General features: G+C 67.8%; 23 protein-coding genes. 11 read left to right on the top strand and 12 right to left on the bottom strand.

Annotation, left to right across the window (positions count from 1 at the left end; genetic code table 11):
- Positions 1 to 13: 13 nt before the first annotated feature.
- The 4 genes from ACW17W_RS06090 (at position 14) to ACW17W_RS06075 (ending at position 5497) form a co-directional block, all read left to right on the top strand.
- Positions 14 to 1858 carry a sensor histidine kinase gene (locus tag ACW17W_RS06090; RefSeq protein ID WP_492079850.1) on the top strand — a complete coding sequence of 615 codons (1845 nt, stop codon included), beginning with the start codon at positions 14 to 16 and terminating at the stop codon, positions 1856 to 1858.
- A complete protein-coding gene (locus ACW17W_RS06085; protein WP_492079849.1) occupies positions 1858 to 3207 on the top strand; it encodes a sigma-54-dependent transcriptional regulator in 1350 nt (449 codons plus the stop codon). Before ACW17W_RS06090 ends, ACW17W_RS06085 begins: the two co-directional genes overlap by 1 nt.
- A gap of 107 nt (positions 3208 to 3314) precedes the next feature.
- Complete coding sequence (locus tag ACW17W_RS06080) at positions 3315 to 3704, top strand: BlaI/MecI/CopY family transcriptional regulator (protein WP_492079848.1); 390 nt, start codon at positions 3315 to 3317, stop codon at positions 3702 to 3704.
- A complete protein-coding gene (locus tag ACW17W_RS06075; RefSeq protein WP_492079847.1) occupies positions 3701 to 5497 on the top strand; it encodes a M56 family metallopeptidase in 1797 nt (598 codons plus the stop codon). The genes ACW17W_RS06080 and ACW17W_RS06075 overlap by 4 nt, the downstream gene beginning before the upstream one ends.
- 58 nt (positions 5498 to 5555) lie before the next feature.
- Here ACW17W_RS06075 and ACW17W_RS06070 read toward each other — a convergent pair whose 3' ends face one another.
- Both ACW17W_RS06070 and ACW17W_RS06065 read right to left on the bottom strand, forming a co-directional pair.
- Positions 5556 to 5738 (bottom strand): DUF3606 domain-containing protein, encoded by a 183-nt coding sequence (locus tag ACW17W_RS06070; RefSeq protein ID WP_492079846.1) that lies wholly within the window; start codon positions 5736 to 5738, stop codon positions 5556 to 5558.
- Between the two features lie 87 nt (positions 5739 to 5825).
- Positions 5826 to 6284 carry a peptidase S1 gene (locus ACW17W_RS06065; RefSeq protein ID WP_492079845.1) on the bottom strand — a complete coding sequence of 153 codons (459 nt, stop codon included), beginning with the start codon at positions 6282 to 6284 and terminating at the stop codon, positions 5826 to 5828.
- 218 nt (positions 6285 to 6502) lie between these two features.
- On the opposite strand from ACW17W_RS06065, the gene ACW17W_RS06060 reads away from it, so the two are divergent.
- The 3 genes from ACW17W_RS06060 to uvrA all read left to right on the top strand — a co-directional run bounded on the left by ACW17W_RS06060 (position 6503) and on the right by uvrA (position 12189).
- Entirely contained in the window at positions 6503 to 8458 is a 1956-nt protein-coding gene (locus tag ACW17W_RS06060; protein WP_492079844.1) for a sensor histidine kinase, read from the top strand.
- The gene (locus tag ACW17W_RS06055; RefSeq protein ID WP_492079843.1) at positions 8455 to 9123 is read left to right on the top strand and encodes a response regulator; all 669 of its coding nucleotides are present in this window, start codon (positions 8455 to 8457) and stop codon (positions 9121 to 9123) included. Before ACW17W_RS06060 ends, ACW17W_RS06055 begins: the two co-directional genes overlap by 4 nt.
- A 123-nt stretch (positions 9124 to 9246) precedes the next feature.
- Positions 9247 to 12189: an excinuclease ABC subunit UvrA gene (gene uvrA, locus ACW17W_RS06050; RefSeq protein ID WP_492079842.1), complete on the top strand. Its 2943-nt coding sequence runs from the start codon at positions 9247 to 9249 to the stop codon at positions 12187 to 12189.
- A 27-nt stretch (positions 12190 to 12216) separates the two neighbouring features.
- On the opposite strand, the gene ACW17W_RS06045 is transcribed toward uvrA, so the two are convergent.
- From ACW17W_RS06045 to ACW17W_RS06035, 3 genes are all read right to left on the bottom strand, one after another.
- Positions 12217 to 13107, bottom strand: a complete 891-nt coding sequence (locus tag ACW17W_RS06045; RefSeq protein ID WP_492079841.1) for a hypothetical protein — start codon at positions 13105 to 13107, stop codon at positions 12217 to 12219.
- Positions 13108 to 13220: 113 nt separating this feature from the next.
- The gene (locus tag ACW17W_RS06040) at positions 13221 to 14150 is read right to left on the bottom strand and encodes a hypothetical protein (protein ID WP_492079840.1); all 930 of its coding nucleotides are present in this window, start codon (positions 14148 to 14150) and stop codon (positions 13221 to 13223) included.
- 4 nt (positions 14151 to 14154) lie between these two features.
- Positions 14155 to 14955: a hypothetical protein gene (locus ACW17W_RS06035; RefSeq protein ID WP_492079839.1), complete on the bottom strand. Its 801-nt coding sequence runs from the start codon at positions 14953 to 14955 to the stop codon at positions 14155 to 14157.
- A 107-nt stretch (positions 14956 to 15062) separates the two neighbouring features.
- On the opposite strand from ACW17W_RS06035, the gene trmFO reads away from it, so the two are divergent.
- Positions 15063 to 16460: a methylenetetrahydrofolate--tRNA-(uracil(54)-C(5))-methyltransferase (FADH(2)-oxidizing) TrmFO gene (gene trmFO, locus ACW17W_RS06030; protein WP_492079838.1), complete on the top strand. Its 1398-nt coding sequence runs from the start codon at positions 15063 to 15065 to the stop codon at positions 16458 to 16460.
- A 3-nt stretch (positions 16461 to 16463) separates the two neighbouring features.
- Positions 16464 to 17339 carry an oxygenase MpaB family protein gene (locus ACW17W_RS06025; RefSeq protein WP_492079837.1) on the top strand — a complete coding sequence of 292 codons (876 nt, stop codon included), beginning with the start codon at positions 16464 to 16466 and terminating at the stop codon, positions 17337 to 17339.
- Between the two features lie 6 nt (positions 17340 to 17345).
- Here ACW17W_RS06025 and ACW17W_RS06020 read toward each other — a convergent pair whose 3' ends face one another.
- Both ACW17W_RS06020 and ACW17W_RS06015 read right to left on the bottom strand, forming a co-directional pair.
- On the bottom strand, positions 17346 to 17579 hold the full coding sequence (locus ACW17W_RS06020) for a hypothetical protein (protein ID WP_492079836.1): 234 nt from the start codon (positions 17577 to 17579) through the stop codon (positions 17346 to 17348).
- Between the two features lie 82 nt (positions 17580 to 17661).
- Positions 17662 to 17874, bottom strand: a complete 213-nt coding sequence (locus ACW17W_RS06015; RefSeq protein ID WP_492079835.1) for a cold-shock protein — start codon at positions 17872 to 17874, stop codon at positions 17662 to 17664.
- 263 nt (positions 17875 to 18137) lie between these two features.
- Between ACW17W_RS06015 and ACW17W_RS06010 the strand changes: the two genes are divergently transcribed.
- Together ACW17W_RS06010 and ACW17W_RS06005 are read left to right on the top strand one after the other, a co-directional pair.
- Complete coding sequence (locus tag ACW17W_RS06010; RefSeq protein ID WP_492079834.1) at positions 18138 to 18296, top strand: hypothetical protein; 159 nt, start codon at positions 18138 to 18140, stop codon at positions 18294 to 18296.
- 3 nt (positions 18297 to 18299) lie between these two features.
- Positions 18300 to 18866, top strand: a complete 567-nt coding sequence (locus ACW17W_RS06005) for a hypothetical protein (protein ID WP_492079833.1) — start codon at positions 18300 to 18302, stop codon at positions 18864 to 18866.
- Here ACW17W_RS06005 and ACW17W_RS06000 read toward each other — a convergent pair.
- The 5 genes from ACW17W_RS06000 to yajC are packed head-to-tail and all read right to left on the bottom strand — an operon-like array spanning position 18863 to position 23141.
- The gene (locus ACW17W_RS06000; protein ID WP_492079832.1) at positions 18863 to 19492 is read right to left on the bottom strand and encodes a squalene/phytoene synthase family protein; all 630 of its coding nucleotides are present in this window, start codon (positions 19490 to 19492) and stop codon (positions 18863 to 18865) included. The two genes, ACW17W_RS06005 and ACW17W_RS06000, sit on opposite strands and share 4 nt — an antisense overlap.
- The gene (locus ACW17W_RS05995) at positions 19489 to 20139 is read right to left on the bottom strand and encodes a DUF998 domain-containing protein (RefSeq protein ID WP_492079831.1); all 651 of its coding nucleotides are present in this window, start codon (positions 20137 to 20139) and stop codon (positions 19489 to 19491) included. Before ACW17W_RS05995 ends, ACW17W_RS06000 begins: the two co-directional genes overlap by 4 nt.
- Positions 20140 to 20148: 9 nt before the next feature.
- Positions 20149 to 21141, bottom strand: coding sequence for a protein translocase subunit SecF (gene secF / locus ACW17W_RS05990; protein ID WP_492079830.1), 993 nt, complete (start codon positions 21139 to 21141; stop codon positions 20149 to 20151).
- The gene (gene secD / locus ACW17W_RS05985) at positions 21141 to 22787 is read right to left on the bottom strand and encodes a protein translocase subunit SecD (RefSeq protein WP_492079829.1); all 1647 of its coding nucleotides are present in this window, start codon (positions 22785 to 22787) and stop codon (positions 21141 to 21143) included. The genes secF and secD overlap by 1 nt, the downstream gene beginning before the upstream one ends.
- Positions 22788 to 22823: 36 nt before the next feature.
- Positions 22824 to 23141, bottom strand: a complete 318-nt coding sequence (yajC, locus tag ACW17W_RS05980; protein ID WP_492079827.1) for a preprotein translocase subunit YajC — start codon at positions 23139 to 23141, stop codon at positions 22824 to 22826.
- Positions 23142 to 23211 lie beyond the last annotated feature (70 nt).

Genomic DNA, 23211 nt, shown 5'->3' with positions numbered 1-23211 from the left:
ACACAATGGCCGGATGACAGGTCTGTTCCAGTTCATGCGGCGAACAGGCGGCGGGCAAGGCCCGGCGAGACGATGGGTCGTTTTTGTCGCCCTCGCTCTGTTCGTTGCGGCCACGGCGGCGACGGTTGCGGGCGAAGTCGCGCGCCGCCAGGCCGAGGCGACGCTGGCGCGCCAGGCCGAGGCCGGCGCGGCCCTGCACGCCGCCGTCCTGCGCAGCGAACTGGAGAAACACCGCTCCCTGCCCTTCGTGCTCGCAGAGGATCCCGAGGCCATCGCCCTGTTGTCGGGAACCGGAGACGCCGCCGCCGTGAACCGCAAGCTGGAGCGTCTGGCGGCCCAGACGCGGGCCGCCGCCATCTATCTGCTTGACGAGGACGGTACGGCGCGCGCGGCCAGCAACTGGCGATTGCCCACCAGTTTCGTCGGCGAGGACTACAGTTTCCGCCCCTATTTCACCCGGGCCATGGCTGAGGGCGGTTTCGAATTCTTCGCCCTCGGCACCGTCAGCGGCAGGCCCGGGCTCTATCTTGCGCGTCGCATCGTCAGCCCCGCCGGACGCCCCCTGGGGGTCGTGGTGGTCAAGGTGGAGTTCGATGCGCTGGAGAGCGACTGGCGCGGTTCCGGCGAGCCCGCCTATGTCTCCGACGCCAACGGCGTGATCCTGATCACCAGCGTGCCGGCCTGGCGGTTCCGTACGGTCGAGGCCATGACCCCGGCCCAGCGCACCGGCCTGCTCGCCGGCCAGACCCTCGGAGAGGACGCGCTGGGCGCTCTGCCGTTCCGGACCCCGCCCGGCGGGGCGCACGGCCTGGTCCCGGTTTCCATCGACGGCGGTCCGGCCCGGTGGTGGATGAGCGCCGCCACGACCACCAGCACCCCGGGCTGGACCCTGCATCTGCTGACTCCTGCGGGCGACGCCATCCTGACCGCCGTCGCCAACGCCCGCGCCGTCGCGGCCCTCGCCATCGTCCTGCTCGCGGTGGGGATCGGCGTCCTGATGGCGCGGCGCCGCCGCGCCGCCGCCCAGGCCCTGGCCGAGGAACGGGCCCGCGCCGAGTTGGAACACCGTATCGACGAACGCACCGCCGAACTGCGCGAGGCCAATGTGGCCCTCAACGCCCAGATCGAGGAACGCCGCCGGGCCGAAGCCGGACGCGAGATCCTGCGCGACGAACTGGTCCAGGCCAACAAGCTGGCCACCCTTGGCCAGATCGCCGCCGGGGTGGCGCACGAGATCAACCAGCCCGTCGCCGCCATCCGCATGCACGCCGACAGCGCCCTGACGCATATCAACCGGGACGACAACGAGGGCGCCAGAAGGACCCTGGGCCGGATCGCCGACCTGACCGTCCGGATCGGCGCCATCACCGACGAACTGCGCGCCTTCTCCCGCAAGTCGGCCTCGGCCCCGTCGAGCATCAGCCCCGACGCCGCCATCGACGGCGCCCTGCTGCTGCTGACCGGCCGGCTGCGCCAGAGCGGGGTTCAGGTCGTCCGCGCCCCCGCCGATCCGGGCCTGCGCGCCTTCGCCGACCAGGTCCGGCTGGAGCAGGTTATCGTCAACCTCGTCCAGAACGCGGTGGAGGCCATGGAGGGGTTGCCGGCGGGCGAGGCGCGCCTGGACATCTCCGTCGGACGCAGCGGCAAACACGTCCAGATCATCCTCGCCGACACCGGCCCCGGCCTGCCGCTCGAGGTCGCCCAGGCCCTGTTCACCCCCTTCCTGACCACCAAGGAGAAGGGGCTGGGGCTTGGTCTGGTCATCTGTCGTGACATCGTCGCGGCTTTCGGGGGCCAGCTGTCCCTTCTGCCATCGGACCGGGGCGCGGCCTTCATGATCGGGCTGAAGGCGGGCTGATGGACTTCTCCCGCCCCCTCGGCGTCGCCCTTGTCGACGATGACGACGACTTCCGTCTTGCTCTGGCGGAACGACTGTCGCTCGAAGGCTTCGAGGTCTCCTCCTTCTCCTCGGCCGAAGCCCTGCTGAAGGGGCTCGGGCCCGGCTATGCGGGGGTGGTGGTCAGCGACCTGCGCATGCCGCTCATGGACGGCCGCCAGCTTCAGGCCCGGTTGCAGACCGTCGATCCGGACCTGCCGGTTATCATGATCACCGGCCACGGGGACATAGCCGAGGCCGTTGAGGCCATGCGTCAGGGCGCCTATGACTTCGTGGCCAAGCCCTTCCCGTTCGAGCGTCTGCACGACAGCCTGAACCGGGCGCTGGAGAAGCGGGCCCTGGTCCTCGACAACCGACGCCTTGCCGTCGCCGCCGCCGACGCCGGTATCGAACTGCCGTTGCTGGGCGAGGGTGAGACCATGACCCGGCTCCGTGAGGCCATCGTTCAACTGGCCGACGCCCGCCTGGACGTGCTGATCGAGGGCGAGACCGGTGTCGGCAAGGAGGTTGTGGCCCGGGCCCTGCACAACAGCGGCCGGCGCCGCATCCACCCCTTCGTCGCCGTCAACTGCGGCGCCCTGCCCGAGGGCCTGATCGAGAGCGAATTGTTCGGCCATGAGCCGGGCGCCTTCGCCGGGGCGCTCAAGCGGCGCGTTGGCCATATCGAACAAAGCCATCGCGGCACCCTGTTCCTCGACGAGATCGAAAGCATGCCCCTGACCGTCCAGGTCAAGCTGCTGCGCGTCATCGAGGAGCGGGAGGTCCAGCCCGTCGGCGCCTCCCAGCCCCGCGCGCTCGACCTGCGTATTCTCGCCGCGTCCAAGATCGACCTGGCCGGGGCAGTGCGGGACGGGACCTTCCGGGAAGACCTGTTCTACCGGCTGAACGTCATCAAGCTGCGCGTCGCCCCGCTGCGGGAACGGCGCGAGGACATCGCCTTGCTGTTCGCCCACTTCCTGAACCGGGCCGCCCGGCGCGAGCAACGTTCGCCGCCCCCGATGACCGCCGCCGTGCGCCGCCGGCTGCTGGAGCATGACTGGCCCGGCAACGTCCGTGAACTGGCGCACTTCGCCGAGCGCGTGCTGGCCGGGATTGAACTGACCCCCGAGACGGCGGCTGTGGCGGTGTCCGGCGGCCTGGCCGATCGACTGGCACAGTACGAGGCCGAGCTGATCCGGGGCGCGCTGGAGAAGGCCCGCGGCGACATCGCCGTGGTGATGGACGACCTGCGGCTGCCCAGGAAGACCCTCTATGACAAGCTGCGCCGTCACGGGTTGAAGCCCGCCGGGTTCCGTACCAGGCCGGCCTGACGGCCGCACCGGCCGCCCTACGGCGAGTTCATCTCACCGCCTTATTCCGGACGCAATGCGCTACGCATGTAGCGCTACGTATGTAGCGAACTTCCGTGGAGGACGGCGTGATCGAATCCCTGCCCAGACGAGAGCGAGAGGTCTTCGAAACCCTGTGTCGCCTGGAAACCGGTACGGCTGCGGCAGTGCGCGCGTCCCTGTCTGACCCGCTGAGCGACTCGGCGGTGCGCACCATGCTGGCGCGACTGGAGGCCAAGGGCCTGCTGTCGCGCAGCGCCGGTTCGGACGGCTTCATCTACCGGCCCGTCCCGCGCACCGAAGCCGTCGCAGCCGGCGCCCTGCAGCGGATGATCGACACCTTCTTCGCGGGATCAGCCGCCAGTGCGGCGACGGCCCTTCTGGGTCTTGGCCAGCGGCTGTCGCCAGCAGAAGCCGCCGCCCTGGAGCGCGCCATCGGCGAGGCCCGGGAGGGTCGGGCGGAGGACACCGAACGATGATCCAGACCCTGCTCCTGACCCTGCTGGTGAAGTCGGGACTGATCGCGGGCGCCGGCCTTGCCGCCTCCCGCTTCATCGCGCGCCGTCCCACCGACCGTGTCGACATCCTGCGCGCCACCGTCTGCTTGCTTCTGGCCCTGCCGGTCGTCATGGCCATCGCGCCATCGATGGACCTGGCCGTCCTTCCGGCTGCCGGGGCCGCAGCCTCTCCGGCCGCAATGCCGCTGTGGTCGGGCCAGATCGCCGCTCCCGGAGGCGTCGCGGTCTCGGGGACCCTGCCCTGGCCGACGTGGGGCGGACTGCTTCTCGGGGCCTGGGCCGTCGGCGCAGTGGTCCTGGCCGGGCGTCTGGCGCTGGGCCTCCACACCCTCGGGCGCTGGACAGAATGCGGCGAAACTGTTGCCTGTCCCGTCTGGCGCCGCCCCCTCGCCGGCCTCCCCGCCCACCGTCGGCCCCGGTTGATCGCCAGCGACCGCGTTGACGGCCCGCTGAGCTGGGGCGTCGCGCCCGGGATCATCCTGATCGACCCCTCCAGCCTCGCCGCGCGCGAGACCGCCCCCGCCGTCCTCGCCCACGAAATGGGGCACCTCGGTCGTCAGGACTGGGTCTTCCTCATCCTGTCCCGGCTGGCGGTCGCCCTGTTCTGGTTCAACCCCCTGGTCTGGCGGCTGCATGGCGCCCTGGTCGCCCGTTCCGAGGAAACCGCCGATGCCGCCGCGCTCGAGACCATCGATCGCCAGGCCTATGCCCGGACCCTGGTCCGTCTCGCCGCCCACCCGTCCCCCTCCGTCGCGACCGCCATGGCCGCCGACGCCCGTTCCCTGAAGAAAAGGATCGCCTGCATCATGTCCGACCTGCCGCAAAGCCGTCGCCGGCCCCTGACCATCGCCCTGACGCTGGCGGGTCTGGCCGTCGTCGCCACGCCCCTGGCCGCTCTGGAGCTTCACGGACGAGCGGCTGCGGCCGATGCGCCTGCCGTCGCCGGAGCCGCTGTCAGCGCCACAAGCCCGACCGCCGCCGTCGAACCGGTAGCCGCCATGTCTCAGACCACGACCGTCAGAACCGGCGGCGTGACCTATTTCGCGGTTCCGGATTCCGAACCTCTGCCCCCGTCGACGGCGAACCGGATCTATCTGCGCGCTGAAGACATGCCGCCGGCCCCTCCGCCTGCTCCACCGGCGCCGCCGGCCCCGCCTGCGCCCCCCTCATCCTGGATCCCGGCGTTTGCTCCGCCAGCGCCGCCCGCTCCGCCTGCGCCCCCGGCGCCTCCCGCACCCCCGGCTCCCTATTCGGCCGGCTATCAGCGAATCTATGAGATCTATAGTTCGCGGTCGGCCATGACTGAGGAACGCCGGATGGCCGATGCCGCACGCGCCGCCGCTGAGGACGCCCGCCGTCAGGCCGACCAGGCTCGCTTGCAACAGCAGCAACACCGCGTCCATGCCGATGAGGCCCGCGTCCAGGCCCAGGCCGCTCGGGCGGAGGCGGACCAGGCCCGCGCCCAGGCCGGCGTCGCCCGCGCACAGGCCGCTCGCCAAATGGCAGAGGGCCGCGTCCAGATGCAGCGAGGCGCCGTCGAGATGCATCGCGGCGCGGACGAAATGCGCCGCGAGGCCGCGAAGCTGCGCGATCCCGCCTATCGCGCCGAACAGATCGCCCGCAATCGCGCCAATGGCAGCACGGTCACGGACGCCGAGCTGCGCGCCCTGTCGCCCCGCCTCCTGGCCCGGGCCGACGAACTGGACCGGCGCGCTGATGAACTGGCTGAACGGTCACGCCAGTCCTCCCTCTAGGTCGACGTCGGTTTGGCCGGGCGCGCACCCGCCCGGCCCGTCCGTCGGCCGGACGGCCTCAGCGCTTCTTGCCCAGTTCGGCGGCGATATCCTTGACCATCTTCCCGACCTTGCGATGGGCGGCGGTGATCTGGTCGCGGGTCACGCCCCAGCGCTTCATCCAGTATTCCACGGCCTGACGCTCGGACAGGTCCAGCCGGTCCTTGTCGATGAAACCACGCTTGTCCTTCAGTCCGGCCATGAGGCGCTCCGTTTGGAGAGCCCCCTTAGAGCGAAACGGGATTCGATGCGATGGCGGCGCCCCGGGGCGGAGCGCCGCCCGGGACGTTTACGGGGTTTCGGTGATCTGCAGGGTGGCGCTGGCGGTATTGCTGCCGAAGGTGCCGACCCAGACGTCATAGGTTCCGCTCTGCGGGCGGCGGAACACCACCTGGGCGTCGCCGTCGCCATAGCTGTCGTCGTCGCACGACCAGCTGCCGTCCGGGCCATTGATGATCAGTGTCGTGTCGGCGGATGACACGGTACGGAACACCAGCGGCAGCGAACCGGCCGTATAGGTGACCTCGAAATCAGGCGCACGGCTGATCATGCCTGTGCAGGCGCCCGGCAAGGCGCCGCCGTTGACGCTTCCGCCGGCGGTGATCGACACGGTGTAGGGGTCCGGCGTGAAACCGGCCCGCAATGAAATCTCGCCGTAGGTGGCGGTCAGGCTGGCGTCCTGGGCGGCGGCAGCGCCGGCGCCGGCCATCATCAGGGCGGCAAGGGAAACGGCGGCTAGGATCTTCATGGTCATTTTCCTCCCGGACGAGGGGCGAGAGGTCGCCGGTGTCCGTCTGCAGATCACCCTGCCCACGGCGACGCTTGCCAACCAGCACCATAGGTATGGTCCTCTCGCCTCCGCGTCGCGCCGTCTAGCCTGGCCCGACAGAAGCTTTGCAAGCTTGGCCATGTCCGCACATTCTGTGGCCAGGGTCCGCAGTGACTCGCGGGGGAGACACGACCAGCATGACGCAGCAAATCGCGATGGAGGGCGAGGCCGGGAGGCCGCGCGACCGGCTCGACGCCGCGCTGCAGTCGATCGCCCCCTTGCTGTCCGCCCGCTGGCGGCGCCTGCTGGCCTTCGTTCTGGTCATCATGGCGGTTCAGGCGGCCTACTGGGGCGTGATCCACCCCCTGTTCCTGTCCTCGCCCCCGACCGGCGAGATTGATCGGATCGCCTTCGTCAGCACGGATCTGGCCGAGCTGACATCCCCCACTCCCAAGGCCGCCGCCGGCGCCCGCTACCGCCCGGTGGAACTGCCCCACACCGAATGTTGCAAGCCCGTCTATCTGGCCCTGAAGCTCCGGTTTGATCTGCCGGCCATTCCCCCGGATGGCCTGGGACTGGTCACCTATCAGCAGGTCGACAACTTCACCCTGATGGTCAACGGCTCGACGGTGCTGTCGGACGGGGTGATGGAGTTCGGCCGCCAGACCTTCCATGGCCAGCAGCCGCGTCTTCTGCGCCTGCCGTCGGGTCTGCTGCGCGCCGGCCACAATGAGATCACCTTCATCACAGTGCGGCACGGCTTCCCCTATACGGACCTCGTCCCGCCGGTTCTGGGGCCATGGGAGCAGGTCGCCCCCTGGGCCGCCCGGCGGATGTGGCAGTTCACGGACCAGGCCCTGATCGCCGGCTGGACGACCTTCCTGCTCGGACTGGTCGCGGCCCTGATGCTATGGCGGGCGCAGGACCGTCGCTTCGCTTTCTGGCTGATGGCGCTGTGCTGGAGCTGGTCGGCGCTCGCAGCCTATGGACTGGTCTTCGCTCCACCCTTCGGCGGCATGGGACGGATGATCGCCTTCTTCGCGATCAACAGCCTGGTGTCGGCCACCCTCCTCGGCTTCATCGACGCCTGGACCGGCCGTCCTGTCAGGGGCCTTCAGGCCGCCACAGCAATCGGGTGGGTTGTCTTCTCGGGCGGAGCCGCCCTCTGGCTACGGACCCGCCCGATGCCGGAGGCGTTTGACATCCCGGCAACAGTCTGGACCTGGTTCACCCTCGCCCTCGGCGTCGCCGTCGTCGTCCGGCTGGTCTGGCATTTCATCCGGGTTGAGGAACCTCGCCGTCTGGAGGCCGCCCTCCTGTCGGTCTGCGCCGTCTGTGTAATCGTCGACGCCGCCGGTGAACAGTTCGGGCTGAACAGCGGCGGCTTCCTGCGAGAGGCCGCGCCGCTCCTGCTGGTCGCGCTCGTGGCGGCCTTCATCCAGCGCAACTTCACCCTGTTCCAGTCCGCTGTCGGGCTGAACGCCCATCTTTCGGAACGTCTGGCCATCCGCGAGGCCGAGCTGGCCGAGGCGCATGCCCGCGAGCGGGACCGAGTGCGGGACCAGGCCCACGATGACGAGCGCCGCCGCATCATGCGCGACATGCACGACGGCCTGGGCAGCCAGCTGATGGGGATGCTGCTCTCGGCGCGCCGGGGCGTGGCCGAGCCTGACAAGGTGGCCGAGGGCCTCCAGTCGGTCATCGACGAGATGCGGTTGATGATCGATTCCATGGACTCGGTCGGCGAGTCGCTCGGCTCGGCCCTCACCACCTTCCACGACCGTATCCGGCCCCGTGTCGAGGCCGCCGGCTTCACGCTCGACTGGTCCAATGCCGTCGACAACCCCCTGCCTGACTATCCACCCCGGGCGGTCCTCCAGATCTTCCGTGTCCTGCAGGAGGCCGTCACCAATGCGTTGAAACACTCGGGCGGCGACCGCATCACTGTCGACGTCGCGCCCGGCGAGGACGGCGCATTGATCCTCAGCGTGTCCGACAACGGCGGCGGCATCCAGCCCACAGGACAGGCGGGACGAGGTCTGAGCAACATGCGGACCCGGGCGGCCATGATCGGCGCAGTGCTGACGACCGACGCTGACGCCGCCGGGACGCGTGTCCGCCTGACCCTTCCGCCGAGCCTGACCACGCCATGACAGACCTCGCCCCGCGCCGGATCGCCATTCTTGAGGACGATCCCTTCATCCGCGAGCATTTCGTCGAGATTGTCGGCTCAACCCCGGATCTGCAGGTCTGCGCCGTCGCCTCGGCCATCGGCGAGATCCGGACCCTGATCGACGCCGGGCCCGATCTGCTTCTGGCCGATATCGGCCTGCCCGACGGCAGCGGCCTCGACATCCTGCCGATGATCAAGGCCGAAACCGGCTGCAAGGCCCTGATCATCACGGCCTTCGGGGACCGCGACACGGTCGTGTCCGCCCTGGGGGCCGGCGCCGACGGCTATCTGCTCAAGGACAGCGCCCCTGCCGTCATACTGGACGGCATCCGCGTGACCCTGGATGGCGGAGCCCCGATCAGCGCCTCTGCGGCTGTCTATCTGCTGGAGCGATTGCGTGGCGACCCCGTTCCTGCACGGGATGAGGCGACGGCCACGGAGCGCCTGACACAGCGCGAGACCGAGCTGCTCGCCGCCTTCGCCCGGGGCCTGAGCTACAAGGAGGCCGCCCGCCTTCTGGGCATCTCGCCCCTGACCGTCGGCAACCATGTGAAATCGATCTATCGCAAGCTGGCGGTGAACTCGCGCGGCGAGGCCGTCTATGAGGCTGTGCGGCAGGGCCGACTGGACCTCGGTCGCAGCTGACGTCGCGGCTTCGCCGGGCAGGGAGAATGTTCTCACATTGTTCTTGCTTAAATCCCGCGATTCATCCCCATATAACGCAGTCGCTCCGGACCCAGCCGGGGTCTCCCCGCGTTCCCGGATACGATGACCGAAAAGCACAACTTCATCCGCGTGCGCGGCGCGCGCGAGCACAATCTCAAGGGCGTGGACGTTGACATTCCCCGCGAGAAACTGGTGGTGCTGACAGGCCTGTCGGGCTCGGGCAAGTCCTCGCTGGCCTTTGACACCATCTATGCCGAAGGCCAGCGCCGCTATGTCGAAAGCCTCAGCGCCTATGCCCGCCAGTTCCTGGAGCTGATGGGCAAGCCGGACGTGGACCTGATCGAGGGCCTGTCACCTGCCATCTCGATCGAACAGAAGACCACGTCGAAGAACCCGCGCTCGACCGTCGGCACGGTGACGGAGATCCACGACTATATGCGCCTGCTCTGGGCCCGGGTCGGGGTGCCCTATTCGCCGGCTACCGGCCTGCCGATCGAGAGCCAGACCATCTCCATGATGGTCGACAAACTGACCGCCCTGCCCGACGGCGAGCGCATCCTGCTGCTGGCTCCCGTCGTTCGCGGCCGCAAGGGCGAATACAAAAAGGAGATGGCCGAGTGGCAGCGCTCGGGCTTCCAGAGGCTCAAGATCGACGGCGAATTCTACGCCATCGAGGACGCCCCGACGCTCGACAAGAAGTTCAAGCACGACATCGACATCGTCGTCGACCGGATCGTCACCAAGGACGGGCTGGAGGGTCGCTACGCCGACAGTCTCCAGACGGCGCTGGGCCTCGCCGACGGCATCGCCGTGGCGGAATGGGCCTCTGCGCCGGAAGGCGAAGACCCGCGCCGCATCACCTTTTCCGAGAAATTCGCCTGCCCCGTCTCGGGCTTCACCATCAGCGAGATCGAGCCCCGGCTGTTCTCATTCAACAACCCGTTCGGCGCCTGTCCGGTCTGCGACGGCCTGGGCGTCAAGCTGGCCTTCGACGCCGATCTGGTGATCCCCGACCGCGACAAGGCCCTGCACAAGGGTGCCGTGGCTCCCTGGTCGCGGGGGCCTTCGCCCCTCTACACCCAGACGCTCCAGGCCCTCTCGACCCACTACGGCTTCTCGATGGACAAACCATGGCGCGAACTGCCGCAGAAGGCCCAGGACGTGATCCTGCGCGGCTCGGGTTCGGACAAGATCAAGTTCGTCTATGACGACAACGCCCGCAAATACGAAACGACCAAGACCTTCGAAGGCGTCCTGCCCAATCTCGAACGCCGCTGGCGCGAGACCGACAGCGCCTGGGTGCGCGAGGAGCTGGGTCGCTACCAGTCCGAAACCCCCTGCGACGCCTGCGGCGGCAAACGCCTCAAGCCCGAGGCCCTGGCGGTCAAGGTCGACGGGTCCGACATCTCCGAGATCAACTTCCTGTCGATCTCAAAGGCCTATCTGTGGATCTCGACCCTCGAGGAGCGGTTGACCGCCAAACAGCTGGAGATCGGCCGCCGCATCCTCAAGGAGATCGGCGACCGGCTCCGGTTCCTGAATAATGTCGGCCTCGACTACCTCAGCCTGTCGCGCGCCTCGGGCACCCTGTCCGGCGGCGAGAGCCAGCGCATCCGGCTGGCGTCCCAGATCGGCTCGGGCCTGACCGGCGTCCTCTATGTGCTGGACGAGCCCTCCATCGGCCTGCACCAGCGCGACAACACCCGGCTGCTCGAAAGCCTGATGGGGCTGCGCGACCTCGGCAACTCCGTGCTGGTCGTCGAGCATGACGAGGAGGCGATCATGACGGCCGACTATGTCATCGACATGGGCCCGGCCGCCGGGGTCCACGGCGGGACCATCTGCGCCGAGGGCACGCCCGCCGAGGTCATGGCCAATCCGAACTCCCTGACCGGCAAATACCTGACCGGCGAGCGCGAGATCGAACTGCCGCCCGAGGGCCGTCGTCCGGTCAACCGCAAGAAGATGCTCAAGGTCTCGGGCGCCACCGGCAACAATCTGAAAAACGTCACCGGCGAGATTCCCGTCGGCCTGTTCACCTGCGTCACCGGCGTCTCCGGCGGCGGCAAGTCGACCTTCACCATCGAGACCCTGTACAAGGCCGCCGCCCGCCGGCTGAACAATGCCTCGGACGCCCCCGCCCCCTTCGACCGGATCGAGGGGCTGGAGCATTTCGACAAGGTCATCGACATCGACCAGTCGCCGATCGGCCGTACGCCGCGCTCGAACCCCGCCACCTACACCGGCGCCTTTGGCCCCATCCGCGACTGGTACGCCGGCCTGCCCGAGTCCAAGGCGCGCGGCTACGGCCCCGGCCGGTTCAGCTTCAACGTCAAGGGCGGCCGCTGCGAAGCCTGCCAGGGCGACGGCCTGATCAAGATCGAGATGCATTTCCTGCCCGACGTCTATGTCACCTGCGACGTCTGCAAGGGGAAACGCTACAACCGCGAAACTCTGGAAATCGTCTTCAAGGGCAAGAGCATATCCGACGTTCTGGATATGACGGTTGAAGAGGCGGCCCGCTTCTTCACCGCCGTCCCCCCGATCCGCGACAAGATGCTGACGCTGGAGCGGGTGGGCCTGGGCTACATCCAGGTCGGCCAGTCGGCGACCACCCTGTCGGGCGGCGAGGCCCAGCGGGTCAAGCTCAGCAAGGAACTGTCGAAACGGGCCACAGGCAAGACCCTCTACATCCTCGACGAGCCGACCACCGGCCTGCATTTCGAGGACACGAGGAAGCTGCTGGAGGTGCTTCAGGAACTGGTCGAGACCGGCAACACCATCGTGGTGATCGAGCACAACCTCGACGTCATCAAGGTCGCCGACTGGCTGCTGGACTTCGGCCCCGAGGGCGGCGATGGCGGCGGCGAGATCGTCGCGGTCGGCACCCCCGAACAGGTCGCGGCCAACACCGCCAGCTGGACCGGCAAATACCTCAAGGACGTGCTCGACCGGCACGAGACGCGCCGCAAGGCCCGGATCGCGGCCCTGACGTCGGACACCGGGGCCAAGCCGCGCAAGACCCGGTCGAAAGCCTCCGCCTGAGCCCGGCCTGACGCGGCCCCTGATCGCCTACGCCTCGATCCTCTGTCCCTTGATTGCCATATAGGCGGCGGTGAACGGCGCATAGGTGACCGCCAGCTGCAGGGCGGTCGTCACCGCATTGACCACCGCCAGACCCAGCAGCATCGGCCAGGCCAGGGTCAGGATGGTCATCGTATCCTGGCCCTCATAGGCCGCCAGCTTCTCCATGCCCCCAAGCGGGAGGGTCACCGGCAGGGCGACGATCGAGGCCAGAAGGCTGACCAGTACGCTCATGACGCCCGCCAGCAGGGCCATGCCCAGCAAGGGCCAGAACCGGCCCCTTGTCAGGGCGAACGAGGCGAAGGGCGCGATGCGCTTTTCGGCCATGGCGATCGGCGTCGCCAGCGACAGACGCACCGCCAGCCAGATGACCAGACAGACAGCGCCCAGTCCGCCCAACACCACGACCAGCCAGAGCCAGGACTGGCCTGTCGAAAAGGCCGCAAACCCCACCCCGCCCAGCACCATATAGAGCGCCATGGTCAGGGAGAACATCAACAGACCGACAATCAGGGTCGTGGCCAGAACCCGGAGCTCGTCGGCGCCGAGCCTCAGATAGCCCCAGGCCTTGTCAGCCGGTTGCAAGACGGCCCGGGCCACCGCCGCGTTCAGCACCGCCCCCATCACCAGCATGATCGGCATGGCGACACCGATCAGCCAGGCGAAGGAACGCCCCAGGGCCTCAAGCTCGGCAAAGCTCGGCTCGGCCGTTCCCATCGCCTCGCTGGACGCCATCAGGCTGGCCAGCGTGGACCCCACCACGGCGAAGGTCGCGCCGAAGGCGACAATATAGACCAGGCTCCAGAACAGAATGGTCAAGGGCGCCCGCCGGACGACCCGGAAACCCTCAAACGCCAGATCCGTGGCGGAAAAGTTCATGATGACCTCCCGGCGACTCGTGCGCCTGTCGATGTTGTCGCCTGATTAGCCTGAAGCGTTCAAGGCGTCTCGCCCTGTTCCGGAACGGTCAGGAACAGGATGGCGCGCCAGGATCACGCCGCCACCGGCGCCGATGTAGGCGCGCCGTCCGCCAACTGCCGCGCCGCGCTGGTCAGGGATCCCGCCACGAAGCTGATCGCCCATCCGGCGAACAGATGCAGGGGAACGAAGGCCAGCACGATCCAGGCGGTCATGGGTTTCAAGGCCGCCGCAATCTCTCCGGGAGTCCGGGGATCTTCCGGCCAGACGCAGCCGGAGGCGAAAAATCCACCGACCAGAATCCCCGCGGTGATCACGCCGACAACCACATAGGCCAACAGATGGATGAGCCAGATCGCCAGATTCAGGGCGACCAGACGCAGCGTCTGCCCACGGCCCGCCTTCCACGCCGCAACGAAGGCGAAGTCCCCCAGAATCACCGACATGGGCGCCAGCAGGGACAACCGCGACCAGACGATCAGGACGGCGATCAGCACCGCCAGCACGAAGACAAACACGCCGGCGACGACGACCATCTCCCCTGCCGCGTAAAGGGCGAAGCCCAGGGCAAGGCCGAACAGCGCGACAATGATGACGCCGAAATAGAGACCGAGAAGAATGGCGATCATCACGACCGCCACCCGCAGTTCATCCATGCCCAGCCGCATGAAAAACCATCGGTCGGCCCGACCGATCCTCAAGGCGGCGCGCGTGGCGGCGGTCCAGATCACCAGACTCAGCCCCATCTGCAGGAGGTTCAGTCCGTTCACCGCCATCTGGAACTGGAGGGAGGCATTCATGAAGGCGTCCGACGCGGCGCCCTCGTCGGCCCCGACGGGCAGGGTTTCAAAAATCGCCAGCACCACAGGCAGAACGACGGCCATGGCCACGGCGGTCAACAGCATCAATGCGCCGCTCCAGATGATCACCGCCATCGGATGCCGCATCGAAAGCCGCAGCCCGGCGGTCAGCGCCGCCCCGATCGAAAACCCCGCCCCCGTCATCGCCCTACCCCTCTTCCCGCCCCAGTCTGCGCCAGGCCGCCCCCAGAAATCCAGCCGTCACCGGCGTCTGCAGCAGAATCAGCAGGACGGCTGCCCCTGCCAACGCCCCTGTCCATCCCGCCGCCAGCGAGGTCACGGTCCACAAGGCGGTGGGGGCGACGCACAGCACCAGACCGGCCAGCAGGGGCGCCATCGCCCCATTGGTCACGCCCGTGGAGCCGAGCGACGCCATCCGCCCCCCGACCGCCGTCGCCTGGGCATAGAGGCAGAGCCGCACCATCAGGACCACCGGCGTGGTCAGAACGACCACACCCACCCCTGTCAGCAGGATGAGTTTCCAGATCGGTCCCACGCGGGCCCAGTCCCTCGCCTCGATCGCCTGTGCATCAAGACCCGAGGCTCCGAACAGGGCCAGAGCCGTCAGCCCCAGCAGCGACAGGATGATGCTCATGAAGAGGGTGATCAGCAGGGTCGCGCCCAGAAGCCGCAGCTCCAGCGGCCTCAGCTGGAACCCGCCGGCCCCCAGTCCCTTGGCCCGCGCCGCGTCCAGCCCCCACAGTCCGATCCGGGTGACCGCGCCGAAACCCGCCAGGGCTCCGAAGGCCGCGCCCGTTCCCGCCGCGAGGGCCAAGCCTCCCGTCAACAGGCTGGAACAGAGTGCCGACACGGCCGTCAGCGCCAGAACGGGCCCGGCGCCGCGCACCATGTCCGGCATGGCTCGAACGGCGTCGGAGAAGGTGTCTGCCAGCGGCAGCTGGCCCGACTTCCCGCCACCCTGTTGCGCCTGCATCGTCGCCTGCCTCATACATTCTCCGGTCATGGCTGCGGCTATAGCGCGCGATGGCTCAGCGTGTCGCCTGTCGGCGCGTAACGATGGCTGACGCCCGGCCTTCCACCCGCTAGAAGCCGCCCATGAACGATACGTCCAACGCCCCTACCCCCGTCCACATCATCGGCGGCGGCCTCGCCGGCTCCGAAGCGGCCTGGCAGGTCGCCCGCGCCGGCGTCCCCGTCATCCTGCACGAAATGCGCGGCGTGCCCGGCGTCCGGACCGACGCCCACCACACCGATGGGCTGGCCGAGCTGGTCTGCTCCAACTCCTTCCGGTCGGACGATTGGGAATACAACGCCGTCGGCCTGCTGCACGCCGAGATGCGGGCGCTGGACTCGATCATCATGGCCTGCGGCGACGTCAACCAGGTGCCGGCGGGCGGCGCCCTGGCGGTGGACCGCGACGCCTTCTCCGCCGCGGTGACGGCGAAACTGGCGGCCCACCCGCTGATCACCATCGTGCGCGAAGAGATCGCCGGCCTGCCGCCTGAGGACTGGGACAATGTCATCGTCGCCACCGGCCCCCTGACCTCGCCCGCCCTGGCCGAGGCCATCCTGAAGGCGACGGGCGAGGAAAGCCTCAGCTTCTTCGACGCCATCGCCCCCATCGTCCACGCCGACAGCATCGACTTCGACATCGCCTGGCGGCAGTCGCGCTATGACAAGGAAGGCCCGGGCGGAGACGCCGCCGCCTACGTCAACTGCCCGATGGACAAGCCCCAGTACGAGGCCTTCATCGACGCCCTGCTGAACGGCCCCAAGGCCGAGTTCAAGGACTGGGAGCACGTCCCCTATTTCGACGGCTGCCTGCCGATCGAGGTCATGGCCGAACGCGGCCGCGAGACCCTGCGCCACGGCCCGATGAAGCCGGTCGGCCTGACCAATCCGCGCGATCCCCTGGTCAAGGCCTACGCCATCGTCCAGCTGCGTCAGGACAACGCCCTGGGCACCCTGTTCAACATGGTCGGTTTCCAGACCAAGCTGAAGCACGGCGTTCAGGCCGAGGTCTTCCGCATGATCCCCGGCCTCCAGAACGCCCAGTTCGCGCGCCTGGGCGGCCTGCACCGCAACACCTATCTGAACAGTCCCCAGTTGCTGGACAAGCAGTTGCGGCTCAAGGCCATGCCCCGCCTGCGCTTCGCCGGCCAGGTGACCGGGGTCGAAGGCTATGTCGAAAGCGCGGCCATGGGCCTGCTGACCGGCCGCCTCGCCGCCGCGCAAGCTCTGGGCCGCGACCTGGCCCCGCCCCCGCCCGAGACCGCCATGGGCGCACTGGTCGAACACATCACCGGCGGTCACCTCGAGGGCTCGAAGTTCCAGCCGATGAACATCAACTACGGCCTGCTGCCGCCCCTGGAAGCGCCCAAGGTCGACGAGGACGGCAGGAAGATCCCCAACAAGGACCGCGGCCGCGCCAAGAAGCGGCTCATGAGCCTCCGGGGTCTGGCGGCGCTGAAGGCCTGGCGGGACGCGGCCTGACCGATGTCTGGACACCCGGTCAAACGCGCCATCCGGCAACGGATCAACGAGATCTTCAACGACTACGAGCGTGGCGAGCGCCCGGCGCTCCGTCGCGCCGACGCCCTGTTCCCGACCGACTCCGTCGCCTGGCGGGTCAATGGCGACATCGTCACCATGATGATCGGCGGCGTCTCGGGCCTGTTGCTGCAGATGCTCCATCCCGCGGTGCTGGCGGGCGTATGGGACCATTCCGACTTCCGCGCCGACATGCATGGCCGCCTGCGCCGCACGGCCAAGTTCATCGCCGTCACGACCTACGACCATGCTTCAGCCGGCGAGGCCGCCATCGCCCGCGTGCGGTCCATCCACGACAAGCTGGGCGGCACCCTGCCGGATGGAACTGCCTATCGTGTGAGCGACCCGGCCCTGCTGGCGTGGGTGCATGTGACCGAGATCACCAGCTTCCTCGACGCCTGGGTCCGCTATGGCGATCCGGCGATGAGCGCGGCGGATCAGGACGCCTATGTCGACGAGATGGCGCGTATCGGCCTGGCCCTCGGCGCCGATCCCGTGCCACGCGACCGGGCTTCGGCCGAGGCCCTGATCCAGTCGATGCGCCCGCAGCTCAGGGCAGACGCCCGCACCACCGAGGTCGCCGCCCTGGTCATGCGTCAGAAGGTCGGCGGCCTGGCCGAGGACTTCGCTGCCGGACTGGTCATGCAGGCGGGAGCCGATCTGTTGCCCGGATGGGCGCGCGAGATGCACGGCCTGGCGCCGGCCCCGTCCGTCGCCCGCACCGCCGCGCGCACAATGCAGCGGACGCTGGACTGGGTCTATCGGGGCTCGCCCAACCGCCGGGTCTGGCCCGACGAGATCACGGCCTGGCCGCAGACCTGATCGACGTCAGGCCTCCATGACGTCGGCGACCTTTTTCTTGCGCGCCGGGGTCTTGCGCACGGCCTTGGGCGGTTCCAGAGCCGCGCGCCGCGCCAGCTCGTCGGTGATCACCGGCAGGATGTCGCCGGCGGCGGTCTTCTGGGTCGGGGAGCCATGGTCTCTCAGCCGCTCCGCATTCAGGCGCAGGGCCCCCAGGTCGGCGGCGGTCATCGTCGGGATCATTTCGGCCAGCGGCTTCATGAGGCGCTCCTGTGCGTAGCGGTAAGAAAAAAGGCCGGCGCCTGTTCAGCGCCGGCCCCTGTGCAGGTCGTGCGGAGACGGACTATTCAGCCGCCTTCAGACGTCCGGCAGATTCCTTGCCCGAACGGGCGTCGCGTTCGACCTCGAACGAGATCTTCTGACCTTCGTTCAGCGAGCCCAGGTCCGAGGTTTCAACGGCCGAGGCGTGCACAAACACGTCCTTGCCGCCGTCATCGGGGGCGATGAAGCCATAGCCCTTGGTGGAGTTGTACCATTTCACAGTTCCGGTCGTCATGTTCGAGACCTCCATTGAGTAGGCGACGGGAGAATGCCCGGCCGCCGCGTCTGGTCTGAATGAGATCGGCTGTGGACCCCGGTGCAAAAGCGCGCAGCAAAGAACGTGGCGTTACGCAAAGAGATCGACAGAGGGGATATGGGCCCCCGTGGCCGTCTCCGCAATGGCGGACGTCAAACCCGCCCGGTCAGACTGGCCTGAAGAAATCGGATTGCGGGCTGCCATGTTGAGCGTATTCTTGTGACATTCGAAGGTGGGATCCCATGAACGATACGTCGGCGCCTACGCTCAAATCGACCCGTGAAGCCCTCAAACTGTTCGAGAAGAAGGTGACGGGCAATCCTGCGGCCGCCCGCGCGGCGCTGGTTAAGCTGGGGACCCACACCCGAACCGGTGCTGTAGCGCCTCGCTATAAGTCCTGACCCTTGCACAGGCTCAGCACCAATTTTGTGCTGGGTTTTCATGGCTGCCGCCGTTCCGTTGCCGATCAACTCATCGCCGGAGCAAATTTCTCACTCAGTCAGAACCCGTATGACTGGCTGGGAGAGGGCATCTATTTCTGGCTTAGCGATCCCGAACGGGCTGTCACGTTCGTTCGCGAGAAGTTCGAACGTGAAGGCACTACCGAGGAGGTCGCTGTCGTCGGCGCTGTGATCGACATGGGCCTGTGTCTGGACCTCACGACTGCATCCGGCGTTCAGATCGTCGCGGACGCGTATCGCAGCTATGTGCGAATGGTCAAAATCGCGGGCGATCGTCTCCCCGAGAATTCAGGCGGACGCGATCTCCTACGCAGAAATCTCGATTGCGCCGTCATCAACTATCTTCATCTTGCCCGGGCGGCGGCCACCGTCCCCGCCATCGATACGGTGCGCGGGATCTTTCAGGAAGGTCGATCAATCTATCCGAACGCTGGCATTCTGGAGAAGACCCACACCCAGATCGCTGTGCGAAATCCGGACTGCATCAAGGGAGTGTTCGCGCCCCGCTAAACCCGCCCGGTCAGACTGGCCCGCACCAGTCTGAGCCGCTTGCCGCCCTCGCCCCGCGACGGGTCCAGCAGGGCCGCATGCGCCACGGCCGGAAAGGCTGCGGTCGGCAGGCCCTTCAGCGCCCGGTTGGCCTCTCCCCTCAACGCCCGGGCCTCCTCGACCCGGCCGACCTGAGCCAGTCCGCGCATCCGACCGGCGGCTGTGATCCGCGCCTCATGTCCCGGACCGGTCAGCAGCCGGACAGCGGCCTGCATCGGCCCGACATAGAAGCCGTCCAGATCGTGGGGTTCGCCATGCACCCGGCCGATATGGGCCTCGATCAGCCCGTTGAGCGGCGCCCGGTCCAGACCATGACGCGAGACGACATCCGTCAGGGCCTCCAGCACCGGATGACCCTTGCGGGCAATGCCGGCGAAGACGCCGTCCAGCTGTTCGGACCACCAGACATAGCGCATCTCGGCCAGCATGGGCTGGGTGACCCGCGTCGGTATGGCCATCAACTCGGCCTCGAAGGCATAGAGGGCGATCAGGTCCGCGCGTGCCCGCTCATCGGCCACGAACCGGCTGGACAGCCAGCGATCAAGGTCGGCGGCGCGGACCTGGGCGTCGAGGTCGGGGCCGCTCATGCCCGGACGGCCGCCGCAGACAGCCTCCCTGTCGCCAGCGCCCAACCAAACGCCAGAAGGAAGACGGCCAGCGCCCCCTCCAGCCCCCGCTGCAACAGGCCGCCGAACTCGACGTCAGCGATAATCGCCCCGAAGCCGACGCTACAGACCACAACACAGACGGCGCTCAGGGGCGCCAGCCAGGGCGTCGCGCGAGATCGCGCCCAGAGGCCCATCAGGCCAAGACCGATGATTCCGGCCAGATATCCTGTCCCGCCATACAGATCGTGCATCATGGAGTTGGGGGTGACCACGTCGCGCGCGCACTCGAACTCACACGGATAGACGCCGGCCGCCGACAGGGTGATCGCGTACCAGCCCAGCAGCAGGCAGGCGATGATCGCCAGCACGCTCCGGCGCAGCAGCCAGGCCGCGATCAGGCAGAAGCCGGTCATCAGCAGGCCGCCCGGCACGAAGCCCCACCAGCTGACCGCCTGTCCCGTGACCGCGCCCGTCGCGCCGAGTTCGCTGATGTGCTGTCTCAGGGGATCATATCCCGGATAGACGGCGCCGCCCCACAGGATGGCGACCAGCTGGATCAGCTCGCCGAGGACCAGAAGTCCGAACGCGACCCAACCGAGGGCCTGGCCTCGCACGCGTCCGGACATCGTCGAGACCTACGGCCGGCTGGCCATGCCCAGCTTGATCGGCTTTGCATCGTCGTCGAGAGCCGCGCCGCGCTTGACGCCCCAAAGCAGGATGATCGGCGCCCCGACATAGATCGAGGAATAGGTGCCGATGATGATGCCGAACATCAGGGCGATAGAGAAGCCGAACAGGGCTTCGCCGCCGAACAGGGCGAGAGCGGCCAGCACCATGACGGCGGTGACGCCCGTGATGATTGTCCGCGACAGGGTCTCGTTCAGCGACAGGTCGATCACGTCGCGCAGCGGCATGGTCTTGTACTTTCGCAGGTTCTCACGAAGCCGGTCGAACACCACCACCGTGTCGTTCATCGAATAGCCGATGACGGTCAGGATGGCGGCCACCATGTTGAGGCTGAACTCCAGCCGGAACAGCACGATCAGGCCGAAGGTCAGGATGACGTCGTGCAGCAGGCCGATCACGGCCCCGAAGCCGAACTGGGGCTCGAACCGGAACCAGATGTAGAGGAACATCAGGGCCACGGCCACGCCCAGCGCCGTCAGACCCGAGCTGAACAGCTCGCCGGACACCTTTGACCCCACGACGCTGACGCCGGAATAGGTCACCTGACCCGTAGCGCGATCAATGGCGCTCTCGACCTGCCGGACGACCTGGGTCTGGTCCTGCCCCTCCGGAACCTGGAAGCGGACGATCAGGGTCGATCCGTCCTGCACATTGTTGTCGCGGCGGGCGATGCCCTGGACCCCGACATCGCCGAGGCCCAGACCGTTCACCGCGCCGCGCACGGCCTCCTGATCGATCCTTTGTCCGGCCGCCTTGGACACCTCCATCGAGGCGCCGCCCCGGAAGTCGATGCCCATGTTCAGGCCGGGGATGAAACAGCCGATAATCGAGGCCAGGCACAGCACCACCGACAGGGCGGCAGCGACGCGGGCGTATTTGACGAAGTGAAAATTCGTCTTCTGCGGCAGCAGTTTGATCAGGGGCCAACCATGCATCGTCATTACCCCTTGGCCGGTTGTCTGGCGGCCGATTTTCCGGCGGCGGGCGTATCCGCAATCGGCAGCACCCTGGGTTTGGCGACCTTCAGCCACCAGCCGAGCAGAACCTGGGCGACCAGCACCGAGGACAGCACCGAGGTGAACACCCCGATGGTCAGGGTCCAGGCAAAGCCGCGCACCGGTCCGGCGCCGAAGGCGAACATGATGCCCGCCGCCACCAGGGTGGTCAGGTTGGCGTCGATGATCGTGCCCATGGCCTTGTTGAAGCCGGCGTCCATCGAGGCGATCACGGATCGCCCGGCCCGCGCCTCGTCGCGCATCCGTTCATAGATCAGCACATTGGCGTCCACCGCCACAGCGAAGGTCAGCACCAGTCCGGCGATGCCGGGCAGGGTCAGGGCGGCGCCGGTCATTGACATGGCGGCGATGATCAGCAGGCCATTCAGCAACAGCCCGATCACCGACACCCCGCCGAACAGGAAGCCATAGGCCAGGATCATGAAGACCACGATGATCGCGAAGCCGATGGCCGTCGACAGGGCGCCTGCGGCCACAGCGTCGGCGCCCAGTTCGGCCGTCACCACCCGGCGTTCCTCGACCTTCAGCGGAGCCGGCAGGGCGCCGCCGTTCAGCAGATTGACCATCTCGGAGGCGCTCTGGATCGAGAAGCCGCCGGTGATCTGGCCCTGCCCGCTGGGAATGGTGCCGATGATGTTCGGCGCCGAGATCACCTTGCCGTCCAGGATAATGGCGAATCGTTTGCCGATGTTTTCGGCGGAGGTCGCCTCGGCGAAGCGGCGGGCGCCCAGGCCGTCGAAGCGGAAGCCGATGGCCGGACGGCCGTTCTCGTCGGAGTCGACCGTGGCGCGGGTCAGTTGTTCACCCGACACCAGCACCCGCTTCTTGATCAGCAGGGGTGTTGCGCCGTCGGCGTCCAGCATCAGTTCGGAATCGGGGGGGACGCTGCCCTGCAACGCCAGTTGCAGCAGCTGCGGATCGGACTCGACCATCTGGAAGGTCAGTTGGGCGGTCTGGCCGATCACCCGCTCCAGCTGGGCCGGATCGCTCTCGCCCGGCGCCTGGACCACGATCCGGTCGGCGCCCTGGCGGGTGATCGACGGTTCGCGCGTCCCCAGACTGTCGATACGGCGTCGAACAACCTCGATCGACTGATCCACCGCCGTCACGCCCATACTGTCCAGCGACGCCTGGGTGAAGCCAAAGCGCACCCGGTCATTGCCGACCCGCGAGGCCTGACGTTCCTGTACGCCCTGCTGGTTCGGACCCCCGGCCAGAAGCCTCAGCGCCTCGAACGCCGCGTCCTGACGCCCCGGTTCGGCCAGGGTGACGAGCACGCCGGTGGGTTCACGCTGCAAGCCGCTGGTGTTGATCCGGGCCTCGCGCAGGGTCACCCGCACGTCCTCGGTCAGATTGTCCAGCCGCTTGGCCCGCATGGCCGCCACATCGACTTCCAGCAGCAGATACGATCCGCCTTGCAGGTCGAGGCCCAGATTCAGCCCCGTGCTGGGCACCCAGCCGGGCAGCCGCGCGCGCGTCTCCTGCGAGAGCAGGTTCGGATAGGCGAACAGCAGCCCGAACACGAGCGACAGGGCCAGAACGACGATCTTCCAGCGCGACAGCTGAATCATGATGCAGGGTCCGTGACGACCGATCCCGTGAGGGGATCAGCCCTTGGAGTCGTTGGCGGCGATGGCGGTGCGGTTGCGCACCTCGGCGATGGTAGACTTGACGACCCGCACGTTCACGCTCGGGGCGATCTCGACGTTCACTTCCGCATCCTCGACCCGCGTCACCTTGCCGATCATGCCCGACGACAGGACGATGGTGTCGCCGCGCTTGACGCCGTCGATCAGGGCCCGGTGCGCCTTGGCGGCCTTCTGCTGGGGCCGGATCATCAGGAAGTAGAACAGGACGAAAATGGCGATGAAGGGCAGGAAGGTCGTGACCAGTCCCATGACGCCGCCGTCAGCAGATGCAGGCATAGTTCAGTATTCCAGGATGCGGGCGAGCCCCGTCAGGCGCCCTTTGAAAACAAGGCGCGGAACCTAGGGC

The organism is Brevundimonas sp. FV1ye29L, assembly GCF_058681095.1.
The sequence above is the reverse complement of the archived record's forward strand: the minus strand, read 5'-3'. Positions and strand labels throughout refer to the sequence as shown.

Bases quoted from the DNA above. Each gene is read 5' to 3' on its own strand.
- ACW17W_RS06090 (WP_492079850.1), top strand. From the start codon at position 14: ATGACAGGTCTGTTCCAGTTCATGCGGCGAACAGGCGGCGGGCAAGGC.
- ACW17W_RS06085 (WP_492079849.1), top strand. From the start codon at position 1,858: ATGGACTTCTCCCGCCCCCTCGGCGTCGCCCTTGTCGACGATGACGAC.
- ACW17W_RS06075 (WP_492079847.1), top strand. From the start codon at position 3,701: ATGATCCAGACCCTGCTCCTGACCCTGCTGGTGAAGTCGGGACTGATC.
- ACW17W_RS06070 (WP_492079846.1), bottom strand. From the start codon at position 5,738: ATGGCCGGACTGAAGGACAAGCGTGGTTTCATCGACAAGGACCGGCTG.
- ACW17W_RS06065 (WP_492079845.1), bottom strand. From the start codon at position 6,284: ATGAAGATCCTAGCCGCCGTTTCCCTTGCCGCCCTGATGATGGCCGGC.
- ACW17W_RS06060 (WP_492079844.1), top strand. From the start codon at position 6,503: ATGACGCAGCAAATCGCGATGGAGGGCGAGGCCGGGAGGCCGCGCGAC.
- ACW17W_RS06055 (WP_492079843.1), top strand. From the start codon at position 8,455: ATGACAGACCTCGCCCCGCGCCGGATCGCCATTCTTGAGGACGATCCC.
- uvrA (WP_492079842.1), top strand. From the start codon at position 9,247: ATGACCGAAAAGCACAACTTCATCCGCGTGCGCGGCGCGCGCGAGCAC.
- ACW17W_RS06045 (WP_492079841.1), bottom strand. From the start codon at position 13,107: ATGAACTTTTCCGCCACGGATCTGGCGTTTGAGGGTTTCCGGGTCGTC.
- ACW17W_RS06040 (WP_492079840.1), bottom strand. From the start codon at position 14,150: ATGACGGGGGCGGGGTTTTCGATCGGGGCGGCGCTGACCGCCGGGCTG.
- ACW17W_RS06035 (WP_492079839.1), bottom strand. From the start codon at position 14,955: ATGAGGCAGGCGACGATGCAGGCGCAACAGGGTGGCGGGAAGTCGGGC.
- trmFO (WP_492079838.1), top strand. From the start codon at position 15,063: ATGAACGATACGTCCAACGCCCCTACCCCCGTCCACATCATCGGCGGC.
- ACW17W_RS06025 (WP_492079837.1), top strand. From the start codon at position 16,464: ATGTCTGGACACCCGGTCAAACGCGCCATCCGGCAACGGATCAACGAG.
- ACW17W_RS06020 (WP_492079836.1), bottom strand. From the start codon at position 17,579: ATGAAGCCGCTGGCCGAAATGATCCCGACGATGACCGCCGCCGACCTG.
- ACW17W_RS06015 (WP_492079835.1), bottom strand. From the start codon at position 17,874: ATGACGACCGGAACTGTGAAATGGTACAACTCCACCAAGGGCTATGGC.
- ACW17W_RS06010 (WP_492079834.1), top strand. From the start codon at position 18,138: ATGAACGATACGTCGGCGCCTACGCTCAAATCGACCCGTGAAGCCCTC.
- ACW17W_RS06000 (WP_492079832.1), bottom strand. From the start codon at position 19,492: ATGAGCGGCCCCGACCTCGACGCCCAGGTCCGCGCCGCCGACCTTGAT.
- ACW17W_RS05995 (WP_492079831.1), bottom strand. From the start codon at position 20,139: ATGTCCGGACGCGTGCGAGGCCAGGCCCTCGGTTGGGTCGCGTTCGGA.
- secF (WP_492079830.1), bottom strand. From the start codon at position 21,141: ATGACGATGCATGGTTGGCCCCTGATCAAACTGCTGCCGCAGAAGACG.
- secD (WP_492079829.1), bottom strand. From the start codon at position 22,787: ATGATTCAGCTGTCGCGCTGGAAGATCGTCGTTCTGGCCCTGTCGCTC.
- yajC (WP_492079827.1), bottom strand. From the start codon at position 23,141: ATGCCTGCATCTGCTGACGGCGGCGTCATGGGACTGGTCACGACCTTC.